Origin of the sequence: Maridesulfovibrio sp. FT414 (assembly GCF_050916235.1) — a bacterium.
In the GTDB taxonomy this organism is placed as follows: Bacteria; Desulfobacterota; Desulfovibrionia; order Desulfovibrionales; family Desulfovibrionaceae; genus Maridesulfovibrio.
Window position 1 is genome coordinate 3166920 of the sequence record NZ_CP104854.1, and the last position, 21712, is coordinate 3188631.

The window sequence follows — 21712 nt, forward strand, 5'->3', positions numbered from 1 at the left end:
GTTTTTCATGCTTACCAGAATTTTTCCTTTTCTGGGCTGGTTCAAGAAGTACAGCAGCGCGGCCTTCAGGGCGGATATTATTTCCGGTCTGACCGTTGCGCTTGTTCTTATTCCCCAGTCCATGGCGTACGCTCAGCTTGCAGGCATGCCAGCTTACTACGGTCTCTACGCCTCTCTGCTGCCTCCCATGGTGGCTGCTCTTTTCGGCTCCAGCCGCCAGCTGGCAACCGGACCTGTTGCAGTTGTGTCCCTCATGACTGCCGCGTCCCTTGAACCGCTGGCTACCGCAGGCAGTGAAGGCTACATAGCTTATGCGCTGCTGCTGGCGCTGCTTGTCGGTATTTTCCAGTTCCTGCTTGGTGTGCTGCGCCTCGGGCTGGTGGTAAACTTCCTGTCCCACCCGGTTGTAAACGGCTTCACCAACGCTGCGGCGATCATTATCGCTTCTTCCCAGCTGTCCAAGATGTTCGGCGTTTATGTTGATAAGGCGGAGCTGCACTTTGAAACCATCATGAGGGTAATTAAATCCGCGATGCACTACACTCATTTCCCGACTCTGGGAATGGGCGTTCTCGCGTTTGCTATCATGGTCGGCCTGAAAAAGGTCAACCCTAAGATTCCCAACGTGCTCTGTGCGGTTGTCATTACCACGGTGCTTTCATGGGCAGTGGGTTTCAACCACGACACTTCCGTAAAGGTTTCCGCAATTCAGGACCAGCATACTCAGGAACTGATCGCCGAGTTCAACAAGTCTGTTGTCGGCATTTCTGATCTGGCACTGAAGCGCACCCAGATTGCGGCTCTTGAAGACAAGGCCAAGGCTGAAAAAAACCAGATCGGTTTTTATGATGCCGAGCATGATCTGCATGTGGTCAATTATCAGGCCAACGTGCTCAAACATAAATCGCACGAACTTCGTGAAGAACTTCGGTACATGCTCTTCAGCGGCGTGGAACAGTCCGACGGTTCTCTCACCTTCTTCCCTCAGGGCAAGGTTCCTGCCGGCATGACCGACGACGGTCGCACCTGGAGAGTAAAAGTCGGCAACAAGGTTCTTGATACCGATTCCATAAAGATGATGGGCGGCGGTGCTGTTGTCGGAAACGTTCCTTCCGGTTTCCCTCCCCTCGCAATTCCCAGTCTTGACCTGAAGGTCATCATGAAGCTGCTGCCCTTTGCAGTAATCATCTCTTTGCTCGGTTTCATGGAAGCCATCTCCATTGCAAAGGCAATGGCCGCCAAGACCGGACAGAAACTTGATCCCAACCAGGAACTCATCGGTCAGGGCCTTGCCAACATGCTTGGCGCCTGCGGTTCCTCCTATCCCGCATCCGGTTCATTCTCCCGCTCGGCGGTTAACCTGCAGGCCGGGGCTGTTACCGGGCTTTCCAGTGTATTCACTTCCGGTATTGTTGCCGTCACCCTGCTGTTCTTTACTCCGCTCCTTTATCATCTGCCCCAGGCTGTTCTGGCTGCGGTTATCATGATGGCGGTTATCGGCCTGATCAACGCTTCCGGTTTCATCCATGCATGGAAGGCCCAGAAGTATGATGGAGCCATTTCCATAATTTCATTTATTGCCACCCTGGCATTTGCGCCTCACCTTGATAAGGGTATTATGATAGGCGTTGCTCTTTCCCTCGGAGTATTCCTCTACAAGAGCATGCGCCCCCGTGTTGCCGCTCTTTCCAAGGGTGAAGACCAGGTTCTGCGTGACGCAAGTGTCCACGGGCTTCGCGAGTGCGATCACATCGCGGTTGTCCGTTTTGACGGGCCGCTGTTCTTTGCCAACGCAAGCTTCCTTGAAGACCAGATCACCGAGCGCATTATGGCTATGCCCAATCTCAAGCACTTTATCCTGGTCAGCAACGGAATCAACGACATTGACGCATCAGGTGAAGAAGCTCTTTCCCTGATTGTCGATACCGTTCGCAGCGGCGGACGCGACATCTCCCTTTCCGGTGTGAATGAAGCGGTCATGGCTGTGCTTGAACGCACTCACCTGCTGGAAAAGATCGGCAGGGACCATGTTTATGCTGATACCGAGACCGCACTCTGCCGGACTCACGCTACCGCTCACGTAGACGGTACCGAGTCCGACTGTCCCCTCACCACGTACTGCCGTATTACCGGTAACGCATAGTGGAGGTTACTAATGTCTGATCTGTTTATATTCAGCGGCCTGTTCTGTCAGGTTGATTCCGTAGTAAAACGGTTGATGGACGATGCCGGTTTCAAGCTTGTGACCGATGCCGATCTGGTTGCCGATGCCGCCTCCCTTAGCGGGATGAGTGCGAAGGCCGTAGCCAAGGCTTTTTCTCCCACGACCTCCATATTCAACAAGTTCAGCCACGAGAAGGAACGTTCCGTTGCCTGGCTCAGGCTTGCTCTGGCCCGGAAGCTGGCTGCCGGTGAAACCCTGCTTGTTTCAGGCATGGTTACCCAGCTCCTTTCGCAGGAGATTGCCCATATTCTCAAGGTCTGCCTGATTGACGATGTCCACAAGAGAACTGAAGTGGCACTCAGTGAAGGCGGAGTTTCAGAAAAGGACGCACTCAAGGCCATTCATCACGCCGACGAGGAAGCAACTGTCTGGGTCCGGGATACTACCGGAAACAAGGATCCTTGGGCTCCGGCTCTTTACGATATGGTTATTCCCGTGGGCAAGACCGGTGTTGACGAGTCCGTTACCCTGATCAAGGAACAACTCGGCAACGCTGCGGTAAAAGTGACCGAGGCTTCCAAAAAGGCTGTTTCCGACTTCCTGCTGGCTGCCAACGTGCAGACCGTGATGGCCTCCAAAGGTCATAATGTGGAAGTGAAGGCCGATGGCGGAACCGTGACCCTTTCCATCAACAAGAAAGTGCTTATGGTCGAGCGTCTTGAAAAGGATCTGCGTGAAATTGCAGAGCCTCTTGAAGGTGTTTCCAAGGTCAACATCGATTTCGGAAAGAACTATTACGAGGCTGATATCTATCGCCGTATGGATTTTGAACTTCCTTCGCGCGTTCTGCTGGTTGATGACGAGCGTGAATTCGTCAAGACCCTTTCCGAGCGCCTGCTGCTCCGCGATCTCGGTTCAGCAGTAGTTTATGATGGTGAATCCGCACTGAACGTGGTCAAGGAAGATGAACCCGAAGTTATGATCCTCGACCTCAAGATGCCCGGCATCGACGGTATCGAGGTTCTGCGCAGGGTCAAGGCTGAACGTCCGGGTATCGAGGTGATCATCCTTACCGGTCACGGTTCCGAGAACGACCGCAGGACCTGTATGGAGCTGGGTGCATTCGCGTACCTGAACAAGCCTGTGGATATTGAAGTCCTGAGCTCAACCCTCAAGGACGCCTACGCCAAGGTTCGTAACTCTAAGTAAAATTATCCCCCGGAGCAGGACCATGTCGATCAAAGGATTATTCAAGCCGGAATTCTGGGATGCGAATACGCAGGCCGCCGGGCCTTACAAGCGTTTGTTCGACTACAAGCGCATCTGGCAGCTGTGCTTCGCAATCCTGGTTGTTGTTTCGCTTGTTCCGATCCTGATCATGGCTTCAATCGACTTCAGCGTAACCCGGGGAGCCATTAAATCTGAAAACACGCTGCGGGCGGCAAGGACTACGTCCAACACCCGCCGGGCTGTGGCCTACTTTGTCGAGGAGCGGAAATCCGCTTTAAAGCTTCTTGTTGAGCTTGATGATTTCCGCTCCTTTGACAACAGGGAGCGCCTTGCAGCAATGCTTCATTCCCTTAAGAACAGCTTCGGAGGTTTTATCGACCTCGGAGTTATCAATAAGGAAGGGAAGCAGGTAGCCTACGTAGGACCGTACAATCTTGAAGGGCGCGAATACGCCGGGCAGGACTGGTTCAAGCAGGCCGTGGAGAAGGGCGTGTTTGTCAGTGAGGTTTTTCTCGGTTTCCGCGACAGCCCGCATCTGGTTATTGCCCTGAAGCACTATCTGGACGATAGCAGAACCAGATTCAAAGTCCTGCGCGCCACGCTGGACACAAGGCAGTTCAACAGCATTTTTTCCAGTCTGGACCTGTCTCCGGGGGAGGATGTATTTCTCGTGAACCGGGAAGGTATGCTCCAGACTCCTTCCCGCTGGAACGGAGACTTTTTTTCAAATGTAAGTTTCGACCTTCCGGAAGAGTCTTTCCGGACCAAGGTTGAAGAGATTCATTACCGCAACGGCGATCCGGCCATGGTGGGCTATGCCTATATCGAGAACACGCCGTTCATCCTCCTTTTCGTGAAAACGCAGGAGGAGTTCATGGGCGCATGGCAGAGCTCGCGTAATACCGTTACATGGTTCACCAGTATCAGCATAGCAGTCATTATCGGGGTCATGTGGGCGGTGGCGTCCTATCTGGTGGAACGAATTTATATAGCAGACAAGACCCGCTCCAAGGCCCTGCAGCAGATGGAGCACCACAACCGTATGGCTTCCATCGGGCGACTTGCTGCCGGGGTGGCTCATGAAATTAACAATCCGCTGGCCATCATCAATGAAAAAGCCGGGCTGCTCAAAGACCTCTTTACCTTCAGCAAAGCGTATGAAGCGGATGACCGGGTGCTGGGGCTTGTGGATTCGGTTATCGGTTCAGTGGAAAGATGCGGACGAATTACCAAGCGGCTGCTTAGTTTTTCCCGCCAGTCCGATGTCGATTTCAGGCCGGTTTACCCGCGTAAGGTCATTGACACCGTGCTCAGTTTCCTTAACAAGGAGGCTGAATATCGCTCCATTGATGTGAATGTTGAGGTCGGGGAAGATATTTTCGAAATCGTCACTGACCGTGGCAAGCTTGAACAGGTGCTTCTTAACCTGATCAACAATTCCTTTCAGGCCATGAAAGATAACGGGTCGCTGTTGGTCAAGGTTGTCCGCAAGGACAAGGACAACCTGTCCTTTCTGGTAAAAGACAGCGGCTGCGGAATTCCTGCGGCTGATCTTAAAAAGATATTTGAGCCTTTTTATTCGACCAAGAAGCAGTCGGGCGGGACCGGACTGGGGCTGTCTATCACTTACGGATTGGTACAGGATCTCGGCGGGACCATGAGTGTTTCCAGCGAACTCGGCAAGGGTACCGAGTTCAGCTTTACCCTGCCCATCGTTCCAAAAAATAACGGAGACAGGTAGAAAATGAAAATATTACTGGTGGACGACGAGTCTGAACTGGTTTCGGCTCTCGCCGAACGCCTTTCCTTCAGGGGGTTTGAAGCAGACTGGGCTGCATCCGGCGATGAGGCAATGGCAAAAGTTACTGACAATGCATACGACCTCGCCGTGCTTGATGTGAAGATGCCGCGTATGAGCGGGTTGGAACTGCGCAAGAAGCTGGAAGAAATCCGGCCGGGCATGAAATATATTTTCCTTTCCGGGCACGGCTCGGAAGAGGACTACAAGGCCGGTGCGGCAGAAGCTGTCTGCTATCTGGTCAAGCCTATCAAAATTGAAGAACTGGTTGCCAAGATCAATCAGGCTCTTGGAAGTGAATAAACTTCAGGGAGAAACAGACATGGGCTCAAGCGCACTGCAAAAAGATCGTGACGGACTTTGTTTTTTCGGGCAGATAAGCGCGGCAATCTCGCATGATCTCAAAAATGTCCTTGCTATTATCAATGAAGATGCCGGGCTGTTGCAGGACTTTTCAATTATGGCAACGCAGGGCATGGAACTTGATCCGCAGAGACTTATCAAGCTGGCCGAAAAGATTCAGGGCCAGATCAGGCGTGGCGATTCCATCATCAAGAATATGAACCGCTTTGCCCACAGTGTGGATCTGCCCGAGTGTGAAGTTGATTTTCATGAACTGACAGCCCTCGTGATTTCCCTTCTGACCAGAATGGCGTCAAGAAAATGCGTCAACGTCGTTCTGGATGATAACGGGCCGGTTAAAGGCAAGGGAGATCCGTTTACCATACAGCGGCTTATTGCCCTGACCCTTGAAAGCTGCATGGACAGCGGAGGCAGGGACAGTGAGCTTAAAATCAGTGTGACCGGGGCGGACGGGGTGAGCACCCTCCGCATAACGGGATTGAATGAGCAGATCCCGGCAGAAAGACTCGGCACCCTGAACCAACTGGCCGAAACAGCGGGTGCTTCCATCGGTTACAGCCCGCAGGAAAAAGTTTTACTCGTAAAGTTTTAAATTACTTTAAAGCTGCATAATGATGCAGGTGGAGAGAAATCATGGCAGAAAAAGTACTCCTCGTTGATGACGAAAAAGAATTTGTTGAAGGTCTTGCTGAACGCATGGAATTGCGTGGAATGAATGTCACAGCTTGCACCAATCCTCAGGAAGCCCTTGAGAAGGTTGACAACGAGTCTTTCGATGCGATCATTCTTGACCTTCAGATGCCCGGAATCGACGGCATTGAAGCTCTGAAGCATATTAGAAAATCACGCCCGGAGCTGCAGGTCATCCTGCTCAGCGGTCACGCAACAGTTGAAAAGGGCATCGAAGCCATGAAGCTCGGCGCAATGGATTTTGTTGAAAAACCCGCAGACATCAACGTGCTTACCGATAAGATCAAGAAGGCTCAGGCTAAAAAGATGATCCTTGTTGAAGAAAAGACTGAAGAAAAAGTGAAGGAAATTCTCAGCCATAAGGGCTGGTAACGGAGATAGCCTCCGGACCACCTTCAAATCCTTTTAACAGGCTTTACGTATAGCTTGCTAAAAAGGCATGAACAACAAATCCCGCAGTATCATCGATATTGCGGGATTTGTTGCTTATTGTCAGCGCCTAAGGCGAGGTTTTGTTTTTTATCAGTTCATTTCATGATTATTCCGTCAGTTTTTCCAAGGCCAATTTGTCTGGAGCGGTGACGAAGTCCAAAAATTAATAGGGATTCCAAAGGGGCTTAGCTCCTTTGGCCGCCGGCGGGGAAATCAGATTGCCAAAAGCGCAAAGCGTATCAAAATCAGCCCCGTAGGGTTGCCGGAGGCTTTACACTGCATGGCTGTTGAGCAGAAGCTGTCCGTAAACAGCCTGCCCCAGCGAAATGCATCCGTCGTTGGGCGGCAGGTGGCGGTGTACCAGAGGTGTGAGGCCGCGTGCCTGCAATTCGACGGGCAGCTCCACTGCGATGGTCAGGTTCTGCATTACCCCGCCGCTGAGTCCCATTGTTTTTACTCCGGTCTGTTCGGCCAGCAGTTCGGCACAATCGGCAAGACCGAGGATCAGTCCGCGATGGAACCTGCGGCTTATGACTGCCGCTGAAACTCCGTTCACTTTGTCCTGACAGGCCTGACTGAAAAGGGCTCCGGTGTTTATTTCGAACGGTTTTTCTGTGTTGATGATCGGACAGGTGTATACACCCAGTTCTTCCATATCCTGAATTTTTTCCAGAATGATGGCGGCCTGACCTTCGTAGGTTATGACCGAACACAGTCCGAGCATGGCGGACACGGCGTCGAAAAGACGTCCGCAGCTGCTGGTGGGCGGGCAGTTGATGTTGCGTTCCAGTATCTGGTCCAGCATTTTGATTCCGGAGCGGGCAGCTTCGGGAACAGGGATATTCGTAACGTTCAGGCCGAGGTCCTTTGCCGCCCCGTATGCTATTCGCCAAGGCTCACGCACGGCAGCTTCACCCCCGGGAAGGCGCAGGTGGGTGAAACGGGCAAGCCGTTTGTGCTCCAGTTTTTCATTGTCCACGTACAGGCATTCTCCGCCCCAGATGGTGCGGTCTTCGCCCAGTCCGGTTCCATCAAGGGCCAACCCCAGCGCCGGTCCTGTGTACCTGTTTTCCGCCAGCACGGAATGGATATGGGCATAGTGGTGCTGTAGGACAGTTGTTTCAATTCCCTCGGCAAGTGAAATTTCGTCTGCCAGTACGGTGGTCAGATAGTCCGGATGCAGGTCGCGGACGATGAGCTGCGGTTTGACCTTGAGGATGGATTGCAGGTGCAAGCGGATTTCCTTCCAGAAATTTGCGGTTTCCAGATTCTGCATGTCTCCGATGTGCTGGCTGGTGAACGCCTGATCTCCCTTGGTAAGGCAGAGGGTGTTTTTGAGTTCCGGTCCGGTGCCGAGAACACAGGGGCCGTCCTTGGCAAGGAAGACCGGGGAGGGCGTATAGCCTCTGGCCCTGCGCATGAAAACGGTGCGGGTGGCGGAATCTGTTTCCGGCTGCACGGTGAATTCGGGCACGGAGCGGGTGACGGAATCGTCCACCCGGATGAGGATGTCCCGGTTGTGGAAAAGGAATACGTCGGCGATGTACGGCAGTCTTTTGAGGGCTTCGCGGTTGCCGATACATATGGGCGCGGAACTCATGTTGCCGGAGGTCATGACCAGTGCGGCCGGGGCGCTGCCGGTCCGGGCGGAAAAGTATTTCAGGAGCACATGATGCAGCGGCGTGTAAGGAACCATCAGCCCGATGAAGTCAGTGTCCGGAGCAATTTCAGGGGCAAGGGAGTAGGTGGGCGCTTTCGGCGCCAGCACTATGGGGCGCTGCAATCCTTCTAACAGCTCAACATCGTTTTCGGTCAGATCAGCAAGAATTCTGGCTGCTTCAATGTCCCGGACCATTACCGCCAGTGGTTTGTCCGGGCGGTTTTTGCGTTCCCGCAGGGTGCGCACCGCTTCGGTGCTGGAGGCGTCGCAGACCAGATGAAATCCTCCCAGTCCTTTAACCGCGGCGATCTTTCCGTTGCAGAGCTGATCTGCCAGATTGCGCAGGGCGCTATCCGGCCCGGCCAGTTCGTCGCCTTTGTTGTCGGTCAGCCATACTTTCGGGCCGCATTCGGCACAGGCGTTGGGCTGGGCATGAAAACGGCGGTCGAGCGGGTTTTCGTATTCCTCCCGGCAGTCCGGGCAGAGCGGGAAGCAGGACATGGATGTGACCGGGCGGTCGTAGGGTATGGATCTGGTTATGGTGTAGCGCGGTCCGCAGTTGGTGCAGTTGGTGAACGGGTATTCGAAACGGCGATTCTGCGGATCGTTCATATCGGCAAAGCAGTCCGGACAGGTGGCCACGTCCGGGCTGATGAGCACGCAGTGTCCCTCCCCTGCGGTGGAAGCCAGAATGCAGAACTGCTCTTCACCCTCCACAATCCCCAGTTCCGCTTTTTCGAGCGAGACTATGCGGGCAAGGCGGGGCAGGTCTTCGGCAAAGGATTTGTCGAATCCGTCAAGGGCTTCTTCCGGGCCCTGCAGTTCAATGAGAACTCCTTCCGGTGAATTCAGCACTGTTCCGGAAAGCTTGTGCTTGAGCGCGGTTCTGTAGACAAAAGGACGGAAACCGACGCCCTGAACCTGTCCGGTGACGGTGAGGAGTCTGCGGGAAATTTTACTGCTGGTCATTATGCGAAGCTGTCTCTTATGCTGCGGGGGTGAGTTGAAATTTATTTGCCGGAGAATCTGCTGAGCAGGCTTTTTATCCTGCCTTTGACAAAGCGGACCGGCTCGAATTCCATGGGGCTGAGTTTATCAGGGATAATAAAATCCGTGGTGTCGAAATCGTCGGGTGGTTCGATCACGTAGTTAATGTGGTCCGGGTGGTAGCCGTAAATTTTCTGCCTTGCACATTCCCGCCAGAGCAGCACTTTTTTGGGACTCAAGCCGAGCAGCATGTACGCAGCGGTATCAATTGCATACTGGTTTGGAGATCCGGCAAGCAGGCTCATGGCGTATGGTTTTCCGTTTATGGGACCGGTCACGTGCATGGGGTAGATAGCATCCATGAGGTTGAACCAGACCGGCATGGCCTTGTTCACCTCGATGACCATCTTTTCCATGAGGCCGGGGTGCTCGCCAAAGCGGGTGTGGGCGTATGCCTTGCGGAATCCTACAACTGTGCCGAATAGGTTCTTGACCGCCCCGGTTACAAGGAACTGGCCGTGGGCTTTGAGTTTGGGCACGTTGATGATCAGGTCAGTTTCCAGCGCGTCCCTAGAAATTCCGATAGTCTCGCCGAAGGACAGCTTCAACGGGACCGGGCGTCCGAGGCTTTTGGGTTTCAATCCCATTTTCTCAAGACCGGAGGTCATGCCTATGGCCTTGGATACCTGCGCGGCTGTTCCGTAGCCCGGAGAATCCGCCACAGTGATCTGTGCACCGCAGTCCTTGAGGTAGCGGCAGACAGCAAGGGTAACGTTGGGATGGGTGCAGGCCAACGGGTTCTTGGATGATACAAGGTTGGGCTTGACCAGTACCTTGGCTCCGGGTGGAATCTTGAATTCGCATTCGTCCATGATCAGGGAAACCGCAGTGTCCATGATCGTGGATTCATATTCAAGGATTCGAAAGAAGGCTACCGGCTCTTTGCTGCGTTTTTCATCCATCAGCTTTTATCCTCTGGTTTGGCTTCGGGCTTTTTCGGTGCCGGCTTCTTCACCGCCTGCTGTTCGGGCCTGCGGGTTGGTTTGATTCCGTTATCCGGAGCTGCCTTGGCTGTTTGCTCCCCTTGGCGGGTAGTTACTTTTTTAACGTCTTTTTGTGAAGCATCCGGTGCGGGATTTTTACGAATCTTTTTCCTTTGTTGATTTTCCTGCTGCGGAGGAGCAGCCATTTTTTTTCTGGTTCCGGCTTCGGCTCCCTGTTGCGGTTTGCGTTCAGATGTTGCACCTGCAGCAGCATCGGGAGCAGGTGTCGGTTTTCTTTTTCGCTGCTGGGGTTGCGGCGGTTGTTTTTGAACAGCAGGTTTTACCGGTTCAACCGCTTTCTGTTGCGCAGCAGGTTTTTGCGTTTCAGGAGGTGCAGCTTTTTTCCTGATCGGAACGTCACCGTTTTTAAGAGCTTTTTTCTCTGCCGGTTGCTGCGGCTTTTTGAGCCCTTTCTGCGGAATCGGGTTTTTGCTACTCTCGTCAGGCTGCTGGTTCCGGGTGTCAGCAGGATGTTTTGGCGCGACACGTTTTTTCTGCTGCGGTTGTTTTTTGAGGGCGGCTTTTTCATTGTCCGGTTTCTGTTTTCCGGGTTCACCCTCTGTTTGCGGAGATTTTTTATCAGGCTGTGAACTCTCTTTCTTCATAGCCTCCTTGTTGGTGCGCACTCCCTCCAGTCTGGCGTGTACCAGCTCTTCGGCCTGCTTTTTGGCTCTGGCAGCCTTGGCCTCTTCAAGCATTTTCTTCTTTTTGGCCTGCAGTTCCTGCTTCTTTTGCAGTTCTGCTTTCTGTTCATCGGATAATTCGCGTCCAAGAGCGATGCGGATAGGCTTCATGAATCCATCCGAAACAAGTGTTCCGAAAAATATGTAGTTGGATATGTCCCAAAGGATGGCGAAAAGCAGGATGCCGAAAGTACCCAGGGCCAGATAGATGAAGCCGGAGGTTTCGCCGATGGGTAGTGCCCCGCGAAGGTTGTAGGCAGGGATGAGCAGTTTGCTGCGGACATCCTGCACCAGTCGTTCCTGCGGTTTCATGTTCTGGGATGCAAGGGACACAGCCAGTTTTTTCAGGATGCGGTCGAGCATGTACATGGATTGCATGGCCGGCATTGAGTATTTTTGTTCCAATAGATCAAACCTGTTCATGTAGAGCAGGTGGATGTCATCCATGAAGAATTTGATCGTATACCCAAGATCGCCCTGAACATTAACGGATTTGCCTTTGGGGGCGACTGTGAGCTTGTTGGCCAGAAACATGATTGTTGCCGTGCGGGCTTTTTCATTGTCGCTGAAAACGAGTGAGGTCATGAAATTTTTGCCAAGATAATCCTCGTTGGCCTTTTCCAGCTTGTCAAAGGGCGGGCGAACTCCTTTGCGCAGGGAATTGAAAGTGGACTCCATGGCCTGAAAGCCGTTTTCTCCGCCGAACATGGGCAGGTACATTGAGCCGACTATAGTCATGCTGGCGGCAAAAAGGATCGCCGCGATAATCAGAGTCTTAAGTGAGAAGATCATCAGCCTTATCCCTCCTTGCCCTGACGTTTTTCGCCCTGTTTTTCCCCATTGGTTTCATTGGTCCGTTCTTCCGGCGGAATGAGCGCTATACGCAGCTCATCCACATAAGAGTAGATGAACCAGCCGCAGAATGTTGCAGCTCCGATCATTAGAATCCAGTTTCCGCTCTGATCAAGCGTGGATGCAAGTCCGGCTGAAATAGAGGCTCCGGCCTTGATCAACTGGTAGGGCAGGGACAGCAGGCGGTTAAGTATGACCGAGATTACCAGAAGGGCTATCAGGCCCTTGACCCGGTAGGGCAGAATGTTTTGCATGGCCCTGCTGCCCATATGCAGACCTGTGGAGGTGCCGAAGACCAGTCCGGTGATGCAGTAAATATTGATGAACCCGTCGAGTCCGTAAGTGGACATGGTCAGGGTGCCGGAAGCAACGGCCAGGCGGGCCAGATCCGTTCCGGCAACAAAAGCGGCAACACATCCGAAACCTTTGGTCAGGATGGTGTAGGTGAGTATTACGCCCCCGGAGCCGGTAAGGGACATGAAGAATCCGCCGACGATGGACAGCAGCACTGCCGGAATAACAGGAATACGGTCATAGCTCTCAGGCTCTCCAACCGCATCAAGGTCTGCACCCCTGCGGCTGACCAGAGCCGGTTCCAGCTCATTCTTATCGTTTTTAATGGTGCCGGGAAATTTCATGTACGGAGGAAATTTCATCGTGCGTATGGTTTTGGCTATGGGCCATGGTTTCTCATCAGGAAAAAGTTCATCTTCATTATGTGTATTTTCCCCGGCGCTGCCGTCAGTTTTGCTTTCTGATTCGTTTTCGGAATCTTCTTTTTTTTCTCCGCCCTCAACTTCTCCTTCCTTTGTGGCAGGTGCCGGCTTTTCAATCTGCACTGCAGCTTCCCTTTCCTGCTCACCTTTTTCCTTGCGCATAAGTTCAAGGGCATAATCGTGAGCAGCCTCCCGGAATTCGGGGACTATTATAAATGAGTATACAATCAGCCACAGGGCAATCATGGAAGATACGAAGATGTCGCTTCCAGCCGGGTCGGCCATGAAGACGGTCTTGCTGAGCCGGTAGCCGCCAAGTCCGCCGATGGTGGTGCCGATGGTCAGGTACAGGGCCATCATGTAATTTATGCGCCTGATGATGCCCATGCGGATTGATTGGATTGTGCTGAATATGAAAACCCGGAATATTTCCGAGCCGATTGCATAAATTCCGGAAATTCCCGTACTCATGAGTGCCGGTACGACAATAAGTCCGCCGCCGGCACCGATGGCCGAACTAAGCAGACCTGCGACCAGCCCTATTGCCGCGGAAATCCAGAATCCGGGTTCACCGCTTTCAGGCAGGATGTAGGGATTGTTTACGTTGCCGATTATATTGGGCAATTTTAGACCGAGATCTGCGCTTGGCAGATCCGGAAAAAACAGGATGGCTGCTGCAATAACAAGGACGGAGAAGTAAAGGCCGGATGATGATTTCATGTTATCCCCTGCCTGATTGGTTAATTATTTTATTTACATATAAAAACAAAAGGAATTTTTATCAACCGCAGTTGCGGATTACTTGCGAGCCCTGCCTTGCGGAGCTGGTGGCGTTAGCCTGCTGTGCGCTTGCACTTGGGGTTTTTAAGTAGTAGATGTTTGGTCCTTGAATAAAAAAATGCGGTTTGTATTCAATATGTTTCAGTGTCTTATGAAGTGGGGTTGGCATGAGTGATTTACTTGTTTCCATGAAGGGAGTTTCAATTACCCTTGACCGTGGACCGGTGCTTGCGGGGATAGACTGGGATATCAGGAAGGGGGAGCATTGGGCAGTGCTGGGGCCGAACGGGGCCGGTAAAACCACGCTGATGATGATTCTGGCCGGAGAGGTCTGGCCGGATGATGATTTGAAACGTGAATTTTATATTGAAGGAGAAAAGACCTGCAGTCCTCTTGAAGCGCTTGAGCGGTATCGTATGATTTCTCCCGAGCATCAGGATATTTTCATGAAGCTGGCCTGGGATGTAACCGGGGAAGAGGTTGTGCTTGCCGGTAAGGACAACACCCCTTTCCTCTACCGTCTTGCCGACGAGGGAGAATATGAGCCGGTCCGTGACCTGATGCAGTCATTAGGCATGCTCGACCTTGCTCCGCGCAGCATGGTCAAGATGTCCCGCGGAGAGGCTCGCAAGGTTCTTATTGCCCGTGCTCTCATGGCCAAGCCCGAGTTTCTCATACTTGACGAATTTCTGGAGGGCATTGACCAGCAGTCACGGGAGCAGCTTATCCGGGCCATTGACGCCGCCGCCGCTTCCGGGACCACTGTAGTCTGTTCAGCTCACCGCAAGGAAGAGCTGCCGTCCTGCGTGAACCGGACCCTTTATATCCGGGATGGAAAAATTGACCGCTGCGAGGACGGTTCCGGTGTGGGAATAGCCTGTGCCACTCATGATTTATCCAGACGTGTTCCGCCTGAAGTAAAGATGATTGAGCCCGGCAAAACCCTTTTTAAACTTAATGATGCAAGTGTTGTGTTTCTCGGCAAGCGGGTGCTGCACAACATTGACTGGCATATGCGCGGCGGTGAAAACTGGGCCGTGCTAGGCAGGAACGGTGCCGGAAAGTCTACCCTCATGAGGCTGCTGTATGGTGACGCCGCTGCCTATGCCGCTGAAGAAGGCATGCAGCGTCTGCCGGAAAAGGGCGACTGTCTGCGTTCAGTGCGTGGTCGCATGGGCATGGTCTCGGCCTCCATGCAGGCTACGTTCGGTGAGGCTGTGGGCAAACCCATCCCCATCTTTGATGTGGTGATTTCCGGTTATTTTGCCTCGGCCGGTATTCTTGATGAAATCAGCGACGAGATGCGCAAGAAGACTTGGGAATGGCTGCGCTTTTTCGGGATTGAAGAACTGGCGCATCGGCCCATGGAACAGGTCTCATACGGCCAGCTGCGCAAGGCTTTCATCGCCCGTGCCCTGATTGCCGGGCCGGACGTTCTGCTGCTTGACGAACCGCTGGCCGGAGTTGATGCAGAGTCGAGGGTTGAAATATACAACCTGCTGGAGCTGCTGGCACAGGCCGGGATATGCATGGTCTACGTTACCCATCATCACGAGGAGCTTATTCCGTCGATTTCAAATGTGCTTGAAATCGAAGAAGGACGGATAGCCTTCAGGGGAACAAAAGAAGAGTACCTGAAGCTGGGAAGATAACGATCTTGGGGGCGGCTTGTTTTTTTGCCTCCGGCGGCCAGAGACACTTTTTTGAAAAAAGTTTCTCTGGACTCTTCAAAAAACTTTTTTAGCAGGGCTTCGCCGCTTCGGATAGTAAAGCGGCATTGTGACAGAAGGTAATAATGTTATTTCCTGTTGCAATGAAAACCTGCTTTAACAATTTGTTTCGAAGCCAATTAAATCTGCGGAATGGCATTTTTCTGGTTTACCGGTTTTGATTTGAGCGACATTCAAAGGCCACAACATCCGTACGGATGTTGCGGCCTTTGGTATGTAAAATATTTAAGTAGTGCGATCCTAACGATCAGGAAAGCTTTATTTCATTGCCTGCCTGATTTTAGTTATGAAATCGCGAAGCATATTAACGCGTTTTGGGAGGGGAGAGGAGTCCAGAGGCGAGGGGCCGCCGGAGGCCTCCATGATTTATTTTTTAATCCAGCCCTTGCCGCTCATGCAGCGCTCAAAGGCTTTTGCCTCATCGGACTGTTCGCGTTGCTGCTTGTCATAGGTCTGCAGGAACTGCCAGTCGTTGCGAGGTTCGGAGCTGGCCTCTTTTTTTGATCTTTCGCGGCAGGCTTCGCGGTCGATTTTGAACTGGGCATTGCGGTCCACATTCATGTCGAGGCTTGGGTTGTAGTAGGACGAACAGCCTCCCAGAAGCAGAATGGTAATCAGGATAATCGCGCGCATTTTTTTTCCTTGATCAGGCTTTGACTATGAAGCCTGCATTTCTCAGGTTTTCCTTGTTGTAGGGAAACTCGCTTCCGTCGAGGGAAGTCATGGTTCCGCCTGCGGCCTCGACTATGGCCTGTCCTGCAGCAGTATCCCATTCCATTGTGGGATTGAATCGCGGGTAGAGGTGGGCTTTGCCTTCGGCTACCAGACAGAATTTAATGGCACTTCCTGCGGGGGTCATCTCAGCCACATTGAGTTTTTCAAGGTAGACGGCCAGATCCGGGGACGGGTGTGAACGACTGCCCACAACTATAAGACCCTCGTTGTCTTCCGGTTTTCTGGTGCTGATTTTTTCCGGTGCGCTGCCCTTGCGGCTGACAAAGGCACCTGTTTCGGTACTGCCTGTATACAGGGTATCCTGAGTGGGAGCGTAAACCACGCCGAGCACCGGGCGGTTGTTTCGCATGAGGGCGATACAGACGCAGAATTCTCCGTTGTCCTTGATGAACTCCTTGGTGCCGTCCAGCGGGTCCACGAGGAAAAATTCCTTCCAGCGGCTGCGTTCCGAGTAGGGAATTTTTGCCCCTTCTTCGGAAAGGACCGGAATGTCAGGATACATGGCAGCCAGATGACGGCTGATAACTTCGTTTGAGGCGAGGTCTGCCGCCGTGACAGGGGAGCTGTCATCCTTTCTGTCGATGTTGAATCCTTCGCTTCGGACCTTCATGATGGCGGTCCCTGCGTCGCGGGCCACTCTGGAGAGATTGTCTGTAATTGTTTTCATGGGTCGGGTTTAGCAGACCTTTTAATTTCTGTCATCAATGCAGAATGTAATGTGCGTCCGGGTTTTGACTTGCGCTGAAATGGTGTTTAATTTCTCTTTATGAGAATCAAAGTAGTATGCTTCAGTCATCTTGGCAGTTATAATGCCGAGACGGATTTTGTGGGTATGGACGATGGGACCAGAGCCGGGGAGGTTCCCGGTCTTCTGGGCTTCTGTGCAGACGATGTTGCCATGTATTTTGTGGGTGATGAACGCGTCGGACCTGAACGGGTGCTGGCCGACGGGAATGTTCTGAAATTATTTCCGCCCATAACCGGGGGGTGACCCGTGAGTATTGAAGACAAGGTATCGGATATGATGTCCGGCCATTTGGTAGAGAAGGTCTGTGGGGAAGAACGGGTGCTGGTGGCTCCACATGAGTTGTGCGTGGATATTTCTCTGGAACTGGGGCTTGATAGACGGCTTGTTGAGCGGGTTGCTTTTGAGCAGGGCGCTGTGCCTGAAAGGTATTCCCGCAATTTAAGCACGATCAGTCCGGCCGAACAGAAAAAACTTTTTGACTCCAAAGTCGCGGTCGTCGGCCTTGGCGGCCTTGGCGGACATCTGGTAGAAGCCCTGGCACGTGCCGGAGTGGGGCATATTGTAGGTTGCGACGGTGATTCCTTTGAGCCGTCGAACCTGAACCGCCAACGTCTTGCCGCGGAAAATACCCTTAGTTTGAAAAAGGCCGATGCCGCCTTTGAACTTATCCGCAGAATTAATCCGGCCGTATTTTTTGATGTGCGGGCAGAATTTATTGAAGGACGCGGTTTTGACGGATTTATCTCCGGGGCTGAGGTTGTGGTGGATTGCCTTGGGGGACTGGCACACCGTCATGATCTGAAGGAGGCCTGCGGCAGGGCGGGGGTTCCAATGGTTACCGCTTCCGTAGCAGGATGGGCCGGGGTGGTTTCAACGGTCTATCCCGGAGATGTGTCACCCATTGATTTTTTTGGCAGTACTGATGGTCTTGAAGAGGTGCTTGGAACCCAGTCCCCGGCTATTCTTACTGCAGTGGGGATTCAAAGCAGCGAGGTGATCAAGATACTGTGCGGTCATAAGGCCGGACTTTCCGGTAAGGCCCTTCTCTTTGATCTGTCAAAGTTTTATTTTGATTTAGTTTCGCTGTGAGATTTTAGGTCTTGTAGTAATATTTTTAGCTCATTTATTTGTTCTGAATTGAGTTTCTGTCCAAGTAAAAGTCGAAGCAAGTCTTATCTCGCTTCGACTTATTGTTAGGAGATATATATGGATAAGGAGATTGAGGAAATAGTAGTGTAGTTCAACAATGTTGCTTCCGCTTTGGAGTTTCTTGGAAGCTCCCTTGAATGTCATGGATCAGAAGGCAGGGAGATAGATGCCGGGGACTTGCCTATCTGCTAAAAAATGTTGGGGAGTCGCTCACGGCGTTCTGCTGAAAGCTGTTGGAGCAGTGCTGAGGGCGATTCTGAGCATGCGGGGTTTCCAGCAGTAATAAATGCATTCGTGCTGATTATACTACAGAATCGGAATGAATTGTGTTACGGTTCAATTCAGTTCTAAGTGTTATTTCGATTTGAATGTGTGAAGGGCATGTTGTCCTGTACGGAGGTTGGTCTGTGAGCAGCGAGGTTGGCAATAAAGCTGTGGGTGAGACTCCAAAGATACTGGTGGTTGATGATTCCGCCACCATGAGGAATTTTCTGACCCGAGTGCTTGAAGGTGATTATGACGTAGATACCGCCTCTGACGGACTTGAGTGCATTGCCCGTTATGAGCAGGGAAGGCCGAGTGTTATTCTCCTTGATCTGATGATGCCGCTCATGGACGGGTTTGATGTCATTGCGCGTATTCGCAACGACATCGGAGATCAGGAGGTGATCATCATTGTCCTGACCGGTCAGGATGAGCAGGAGATAAAGGCCAAGGCATTGAACAGCGGGGCCAATGATTATCTGACCAAACCTTTTCATGTGGTCGAGCTCAGGGCCAGGGTCGGCGTTGCCATACGGCAGGTCATGCTTACCCGGCAGCTTCAGACGGCCAATGCCAGACTCCAGCGTGCCTACGACATTATTGACGATGAGGTCAGGCTGGTCGCCAGACTTCAGGACAAGCTTTTGCCCACGGCCATTCCGGTTATTGACGGTCTGGATCTTAAGAGCCTGTACAGGCCATCCGGCAGAGCCAGCGGCGATTACTATGACGTTTTCGGGCTTGAGGACGGAGTGATAAGGATCATAGTGGCGGATGTGTCCGGTCACGGCCCGCAGGCCGCATTCATCATGGCGATAGTGCGCACTCTCTTCAAGGCCGACGGGTCTTCTAATAGTGACCTTGGACGAAGTCTGGACCAGATCAATTCGCACCTGCTCGACCTGATCGGCAAGGACAGCTATTTTGTCACCCTTTTTGCGGCGGACATTGATTTTAACCGTGGAATAATGCGGTATCTCAGTGCCGGGCATTGCCCCGCACTGGCAATGGTGGATGGCAAGATGCTGGACCCGCTTTATGCGCAGGTTCCGCCTTTCGGTTTCTTCCCGGTATGCTGTGAGCTGTCCGAGTGTCGCTTTTCTAAATCCTTGAAACTCTTTCTGTTTACTGACGGATGTTATGAGTGGCGTATGGGGAATGAGTACTTCAGCCTTGACCCGTTTGTGGATATTGTCACGGAGTTAATGGCAAACTCCGGGCTATGTCTTGATTCCATTGAGGATATTCTTGAAGCCAAGACAGGCGTGCGCCCTGTGTTTGATGATGATGTGACGGCTCTTCTTATTGATTGGGTTGGCTCTACCGGCTGTTGAGGCGGGCTGCTACTTCCTTTTTCTGATTGTTGCCATGAATCTTGAAAGTTCTGCCTTGTGCAGGAACATCAACAGAAGCAGGGTTATGGCCGCGAGGAGTATCGCCGTCCGTGTCTTTAGATACCCGTCATGGTGAGGATCAAGCCATTTGTTGATAATGGCCTGTTTTCTGGTTTTGGGGATGGCGGCCATGAATTGGTCTACTGTTTTAATGAGATCTTCACGAGTCTTTCCTGTTGCCGGGCGCAGTTCTCTTTCGTAAAGCGTCTTCACGCATTCAAATGATTCGGCAATTCCCAGCCTGTTCAATTGATATATAGCAACAGGGTAATCAGCCACAAACATTTTTATTCTGCCTTCAGCAGCAGCCTGAAACATTTCCCCCGCAGAATCAAAGGACATCAGCGGTGTGTAAGGGGAATTCTGTTCCATGAAACTTTTGGCATATCCTTCCTTGAGCACTCCGCAGATCGTATTCTCCTGATTGAAACCTTCCTGTTCAGTGAGATCCTTTGAAATGAACATAGAAGCCTTCATGTTGAACAGGTAGTCGCCAAAGCTCAGCTCACGGGCCCTTCTTTCTGTATAAAACAATCCCGCGTTTATATCGGCACTGCCGTCCATTGTCGCGCTGACAGCATCTCTCCAGTTTTGAAGCTCAAAAATTATATTGATACCGGAAATCGTCGACCATTCTTCCCACAGATCAATCAGGATACCGTCAGGGTTTCCGTTTTCGTCTATGAAGGCAAGGGGGGGCATTGTGGAAGAATGAGTTATTTTCAGGCTGGATGCACCTGCACTGGCCGATAGTGCATAAAACGTAATTATTGCAGTCAGCAGGATTATTTTTAAGGTATGAAACACGTTTTTTCCCGGGCTATGGTCGTTATGGCCTGATTGGTATTGCGATTATTCTATGTGGCGATGTGTATAATGATCGCATTATCATAAACGACTATAGATTTCCAGTGCATCAGAGAGGCTGGATGAATAAGAGGGTGGGTGTATGGATCAGAAAACGTGATGACTGTGATCGACTAACCGGAAGCTGCCAGCTTCGTCAGCTTGGCAAAGCTTTCATCGATAGTCTGTTTTTCCTCGATTACCTGCTGCAGGAACGCGTTGATGGACGGGACCATTTTAATGGCTGCATCGATTTCAGGGTTGGCGCCGGCCTGATAGGCTCCGATGTTAACCATGTCTTCGACTTTTCTGTACGTAGCCAGCCGGCCCAGCACCTTGCGTCCTGCGATGACAACTTCTTTGGGAACGATGTCTCCGCGAACACGGCTGACGCTTTTGAGCACGTCGATGCAGGGGTAGTGCCCCTGGTCGGCAAGGTCGCGGGTGAGTACTATGTGTCCGTCAAGAATCGAACGCACTGCGTCGGCTATGGGTTCGGTGAAGTCGTCACCGTCAACGAGAACAGTGTAGATTCCGGTTATTGATCCTAGGGGGCTTTTTCCGGCACGTTCCAGCAGTTTGGGGAGCTGGGCGAAAACCGAAGGGGTGTAACCGCCACGGGTGGGAGGCTCTCCTGCGGCGAGCCCTACTTCACGCCCGGCCATGGCAAAACGGGTGACCGAGTCCATCATCAGGAGCACGTCCTGCCCGAGGTCACGGAAATATTCGGCAATTGCGGTGGCGGTGTAGGCTGCGCGCATGCGTATGAGCGGGCTTTTGTCCGAAGTTGCGATGACCAGCACCGAACGGGCCAGTCCTTCCGGGCCGAGGTCGCGTTCGATGAATTCAACAACCTCTCTGCCGCGCTCGCCTATCAGTGCTATTACGTTGATGTCCGCAACTGTGTAGCGGGCCATCATGGAAAGAAGAGTCGATTTCCCGACACCTGAACCGGCCATAATACCCATGCGCTGTCCCCGTCCTAGGGTAAGCAGGCTGTTGATGGCTTTTACACCTACATCCAGCGGGGAGTTGATGCGTGGACGCTCCAGCGGGTTGGGCGGATCGCGGTGCAGGGGGTTGTAGCTTTCAGGAATAATCGGTCCGAGCCCGTCGATGGGTACTCCGAAAGCGTCAACTGCCCGGCCCAGCAGGCTCATTCCTACCGGAATTTTGGGCGGGGTGCGGGAGTTCTTGATCAGGCTGCCGGGGCCTATGCCGTGCAGTTCTCCATAGGGCATGAACAGACAGGCTCCGTCCCGGAATCCGACGACCTCGGCGGCAACCGGTTCGTCAGAGTCTTCGGGCATGAGATGACACACGGAACCGAGCGGTGCCCGGATGCCGCGTCCCTCGGCAATGAGTCCGACCACCTTGCTGACTTTGCCGAAGCTGCGGCAGGGGTCAACTCCTTTCAGGAGTTCGGTGCAGCCTTTGAAATCAGCCAT

18 protein-coding genes are annotated in these 21712 nt (G+C 52.5%); 10 read left to right on the forward strand and 8 right to left on the reverse strand.

Translation table 11 applies throughout. The annotated features are described in order from the left end of the window. Positions 1-7 precede the first annotated feature (7 nt). From N7E73_RS13995 to N7E73_RS14020, 6 genes are read left to right on the forward strand one after another with little or no spacing between them, the layout of a single operon-like run. Positions 8-2143 (forward strand): SulP family inorganic anion transporter, encoded by a 2136-nt coding sequence (locus N7E73_RS13995; protein ID WP_432735497.1) that lies wholly within the window; start codon positions 8-10, stop codon positions 2141-2143. A gap of 12 nt (positions 2144-2155) precedes the next feature. Beyond that, positions 2156-3373, forward strand: coding sequence for a response regulator (locus N7E73_RS14000; RefSeq protein ID WP_432735498.1), 1218 nt, complete (start codon positions 2156-2158; stop codon positions 3371-3373). A 22-nt stretch (positions 3374-3395) separates the two neighbouring features. Next, entirely contained in the window at positions 3396-5135 is a 1740-nt protein-coding gene (locus N7E73_RS14005; RefSeq protein ID WP_432735499.1) for a sensor histidine kinase, read from the forward strand. 3 nt (positions 5136-5138) lie between these two features. After that, positions 5139-5495, forward strand: a complete 357-nt coding sequence (locus N7E73_RS14010) for a response regulator (protein ID WP_432735500.1) — start codon at positions 5139-5141, stop codon at positions 5493-5495. 19 nt (positions 5496-5514) lie between these two features. Then, entirely contained in the window at positions 5515-6147 is a 633-nt protein-coding gene (locus N7E73_RS14015; protein WP_432735501.1) for a sensor histidine kinase, read from the forward strand. Between the two features lie 41 nt (positions 6148-6188). Next, positions 6189-6617, forward strand: coding sequence for a response regulator (locus N7E73_RS14020; protein WP_432735502.1), 429 nt, complete (start codon positions 6189-6191; stop codon positions 6615-6617). Positions 6618-6948: 331 nt separating this feature from the next. Here N7E73_RS14020 and hypF read toward each other — a convergent pair whose 3' ends face one another. The 4 genes from hypF to N7E73_RS14040 are packed head-to-tail and all read right to left on the reverse strand — an operon-like array spanning position 6949 to position 13338. Then, positions 6949-9306, reverse strand: a complete 2358-nt coding sequence (gene hypF / locus N7E73_RS14025) for a carbamoyltransferase HypF (RefSeq protein WP_432735503.1) — start codon at positions 9304-9306, stop codon at positions 6949-6951. Between the two features lie 41 nt (positions 9307-9347). Beyond that, on the reverse strand, positions 9348-10286 hold the full coding sequence (locus N7E73_RS14030; RefSeq protein WP_432735504.1) for a DUF362 domain-containing protein: 939 nt from the start codon (positions 10284-10286) through the stop codon (positions 9348-9350). Next, positions 10286-11842 carry a hypothetical protein gene (locus N7E73_RS14035; RefSeq protein WP_432735505.1) on the reverse strand — a complete coding sequence of 519 codons (1557 nt, stop codon included), beginning with the start codon at positions 11840-11842 and terminating at the stop codon, positions 10286-10288. Before N7E73_RS14035 ends, N7E73_RS14030 begins: the two co-directional genes overlap by 1 nt. 5 nt (positions 11843-11847) lie before the next feature. Beyond that, a complete protein-coding gene (locus tag N7E73_RS14040) occupies positions 11848-13338 on the reverse strand; it encodes a TSUP family transporter (protein ID WP_432735506.1) in 1491 nt (496 codons plus the stop codon). A gap of 227 nt (positions 13339-13565) precedes the next feature. Here N7E73_RS14040 and N7E73_RS14045 point away from each other — a divergent pair, with 227 nt between their 5' ends. Next, entirely contained in the window at positions 13566-15050 is a 1485-nt protein-coding gene (locus N7E73_RS14045) for an ATP-binding cassette domain-containing protein (RefSeq protein WP_432735507.1), read from the forward strand. Between the two features lie 444 nt (positions 15051-15494). Here the strand turns inward: N7E73_RS14045 and N7E73_RS14050 are convergent, their stop codons facing one another. Together N7E73_RS14050 and cysQ are read right to left on the reverse strand one after the other, a co-directional pair. Then, positions 15495-15761 (reverse strand): hypothetical protein, encoded by a 267-nt coding sequence (locus N7E73_RS14050; protein WP_432735509.1) that lies wholly within the window; start codon positions 15759-15761, stop codon positions 15495-15497. 13 nt (positions 15762-15774) lie between these two features. Next, positions 15775-16530, reverse strand: coding sequence for a 3'(2'),5'-bisphosphate nucleotidase CysQ (cysQ, locus tag N7E73_RS14055; protein ID WP_432735511.1), 756 nt, complete (start codon positions 16528-16530; stop codon positions 15775-15777). A gap of 99 nt (positions 16531-16629) precedes the next feature. Between cysQ and N7E73_RS14060 the strand changes: the two genes are divergently transcribed. From N7E73_RS14060 to N7E73_RS14070, 3 genes are all read left to right on the forward strand, one after another. Then, on the forward strand, positions 16630-16854 hold the full coding sequence (locus N7E73_RS14060; protein WP_432735512.1) for a MoaD/ThiS family protein: 225 nt from the start codon (positions 16630-16632) through the stop codon (positions 16852-16854). Positions 16855-16857: 3 nt separating this feature from the next. Continuing rightward, entirely contained in the window at positions 16858-17700 is an 843-nt protein-coding gene (locus N7E73_RS14065) for a HesA/MoeB/ThiF family protein (RefSeq protein ID WP_432735513.1), read from the forward strand. A 467-nt stretch (positions 17701-18167) separates the two neighbouring features. After that, positions 18168-19358 carry a PP2C family protein-serine/threonine phosphatase gene (locus N7E73_RS14070; RefSeq protein ID WP_432735514.1) on the forward strand — a complete coding sequence of 397 codons (1191 nt, stop codon included), beginning with the start codon at positions 18168-18170 and terminating at the stop codon, positions 19356-19358. 9 nt (positions 19359-19367) lie between these two features. On the opposite strand, the gene N7E73_RS14075 is transcribed toward N7E73_RS14070, so the two are convergent. Continuing rightward, complete coding sequence (locus tag N7E73_RS14075) at positions 19368-20225, reverse strand: transporter substrate-binding domain-containing protein (RefSeq protein ID WP_432735515.1); 858 nt, start codon at positions 20223-20225, stop codon at positions 19368-19370. 173 nt (positions 20226-20398) lie between these two features. Next, a complete protein-coding gene (locus N7E73_RS14080) occupies positions 20399-21712 on the reverse strand; it encodes a FliI/YscN family ATPase (RefSeq protein ID WP_432735516.1) in 1314 nt (437 codons plus the stop codon).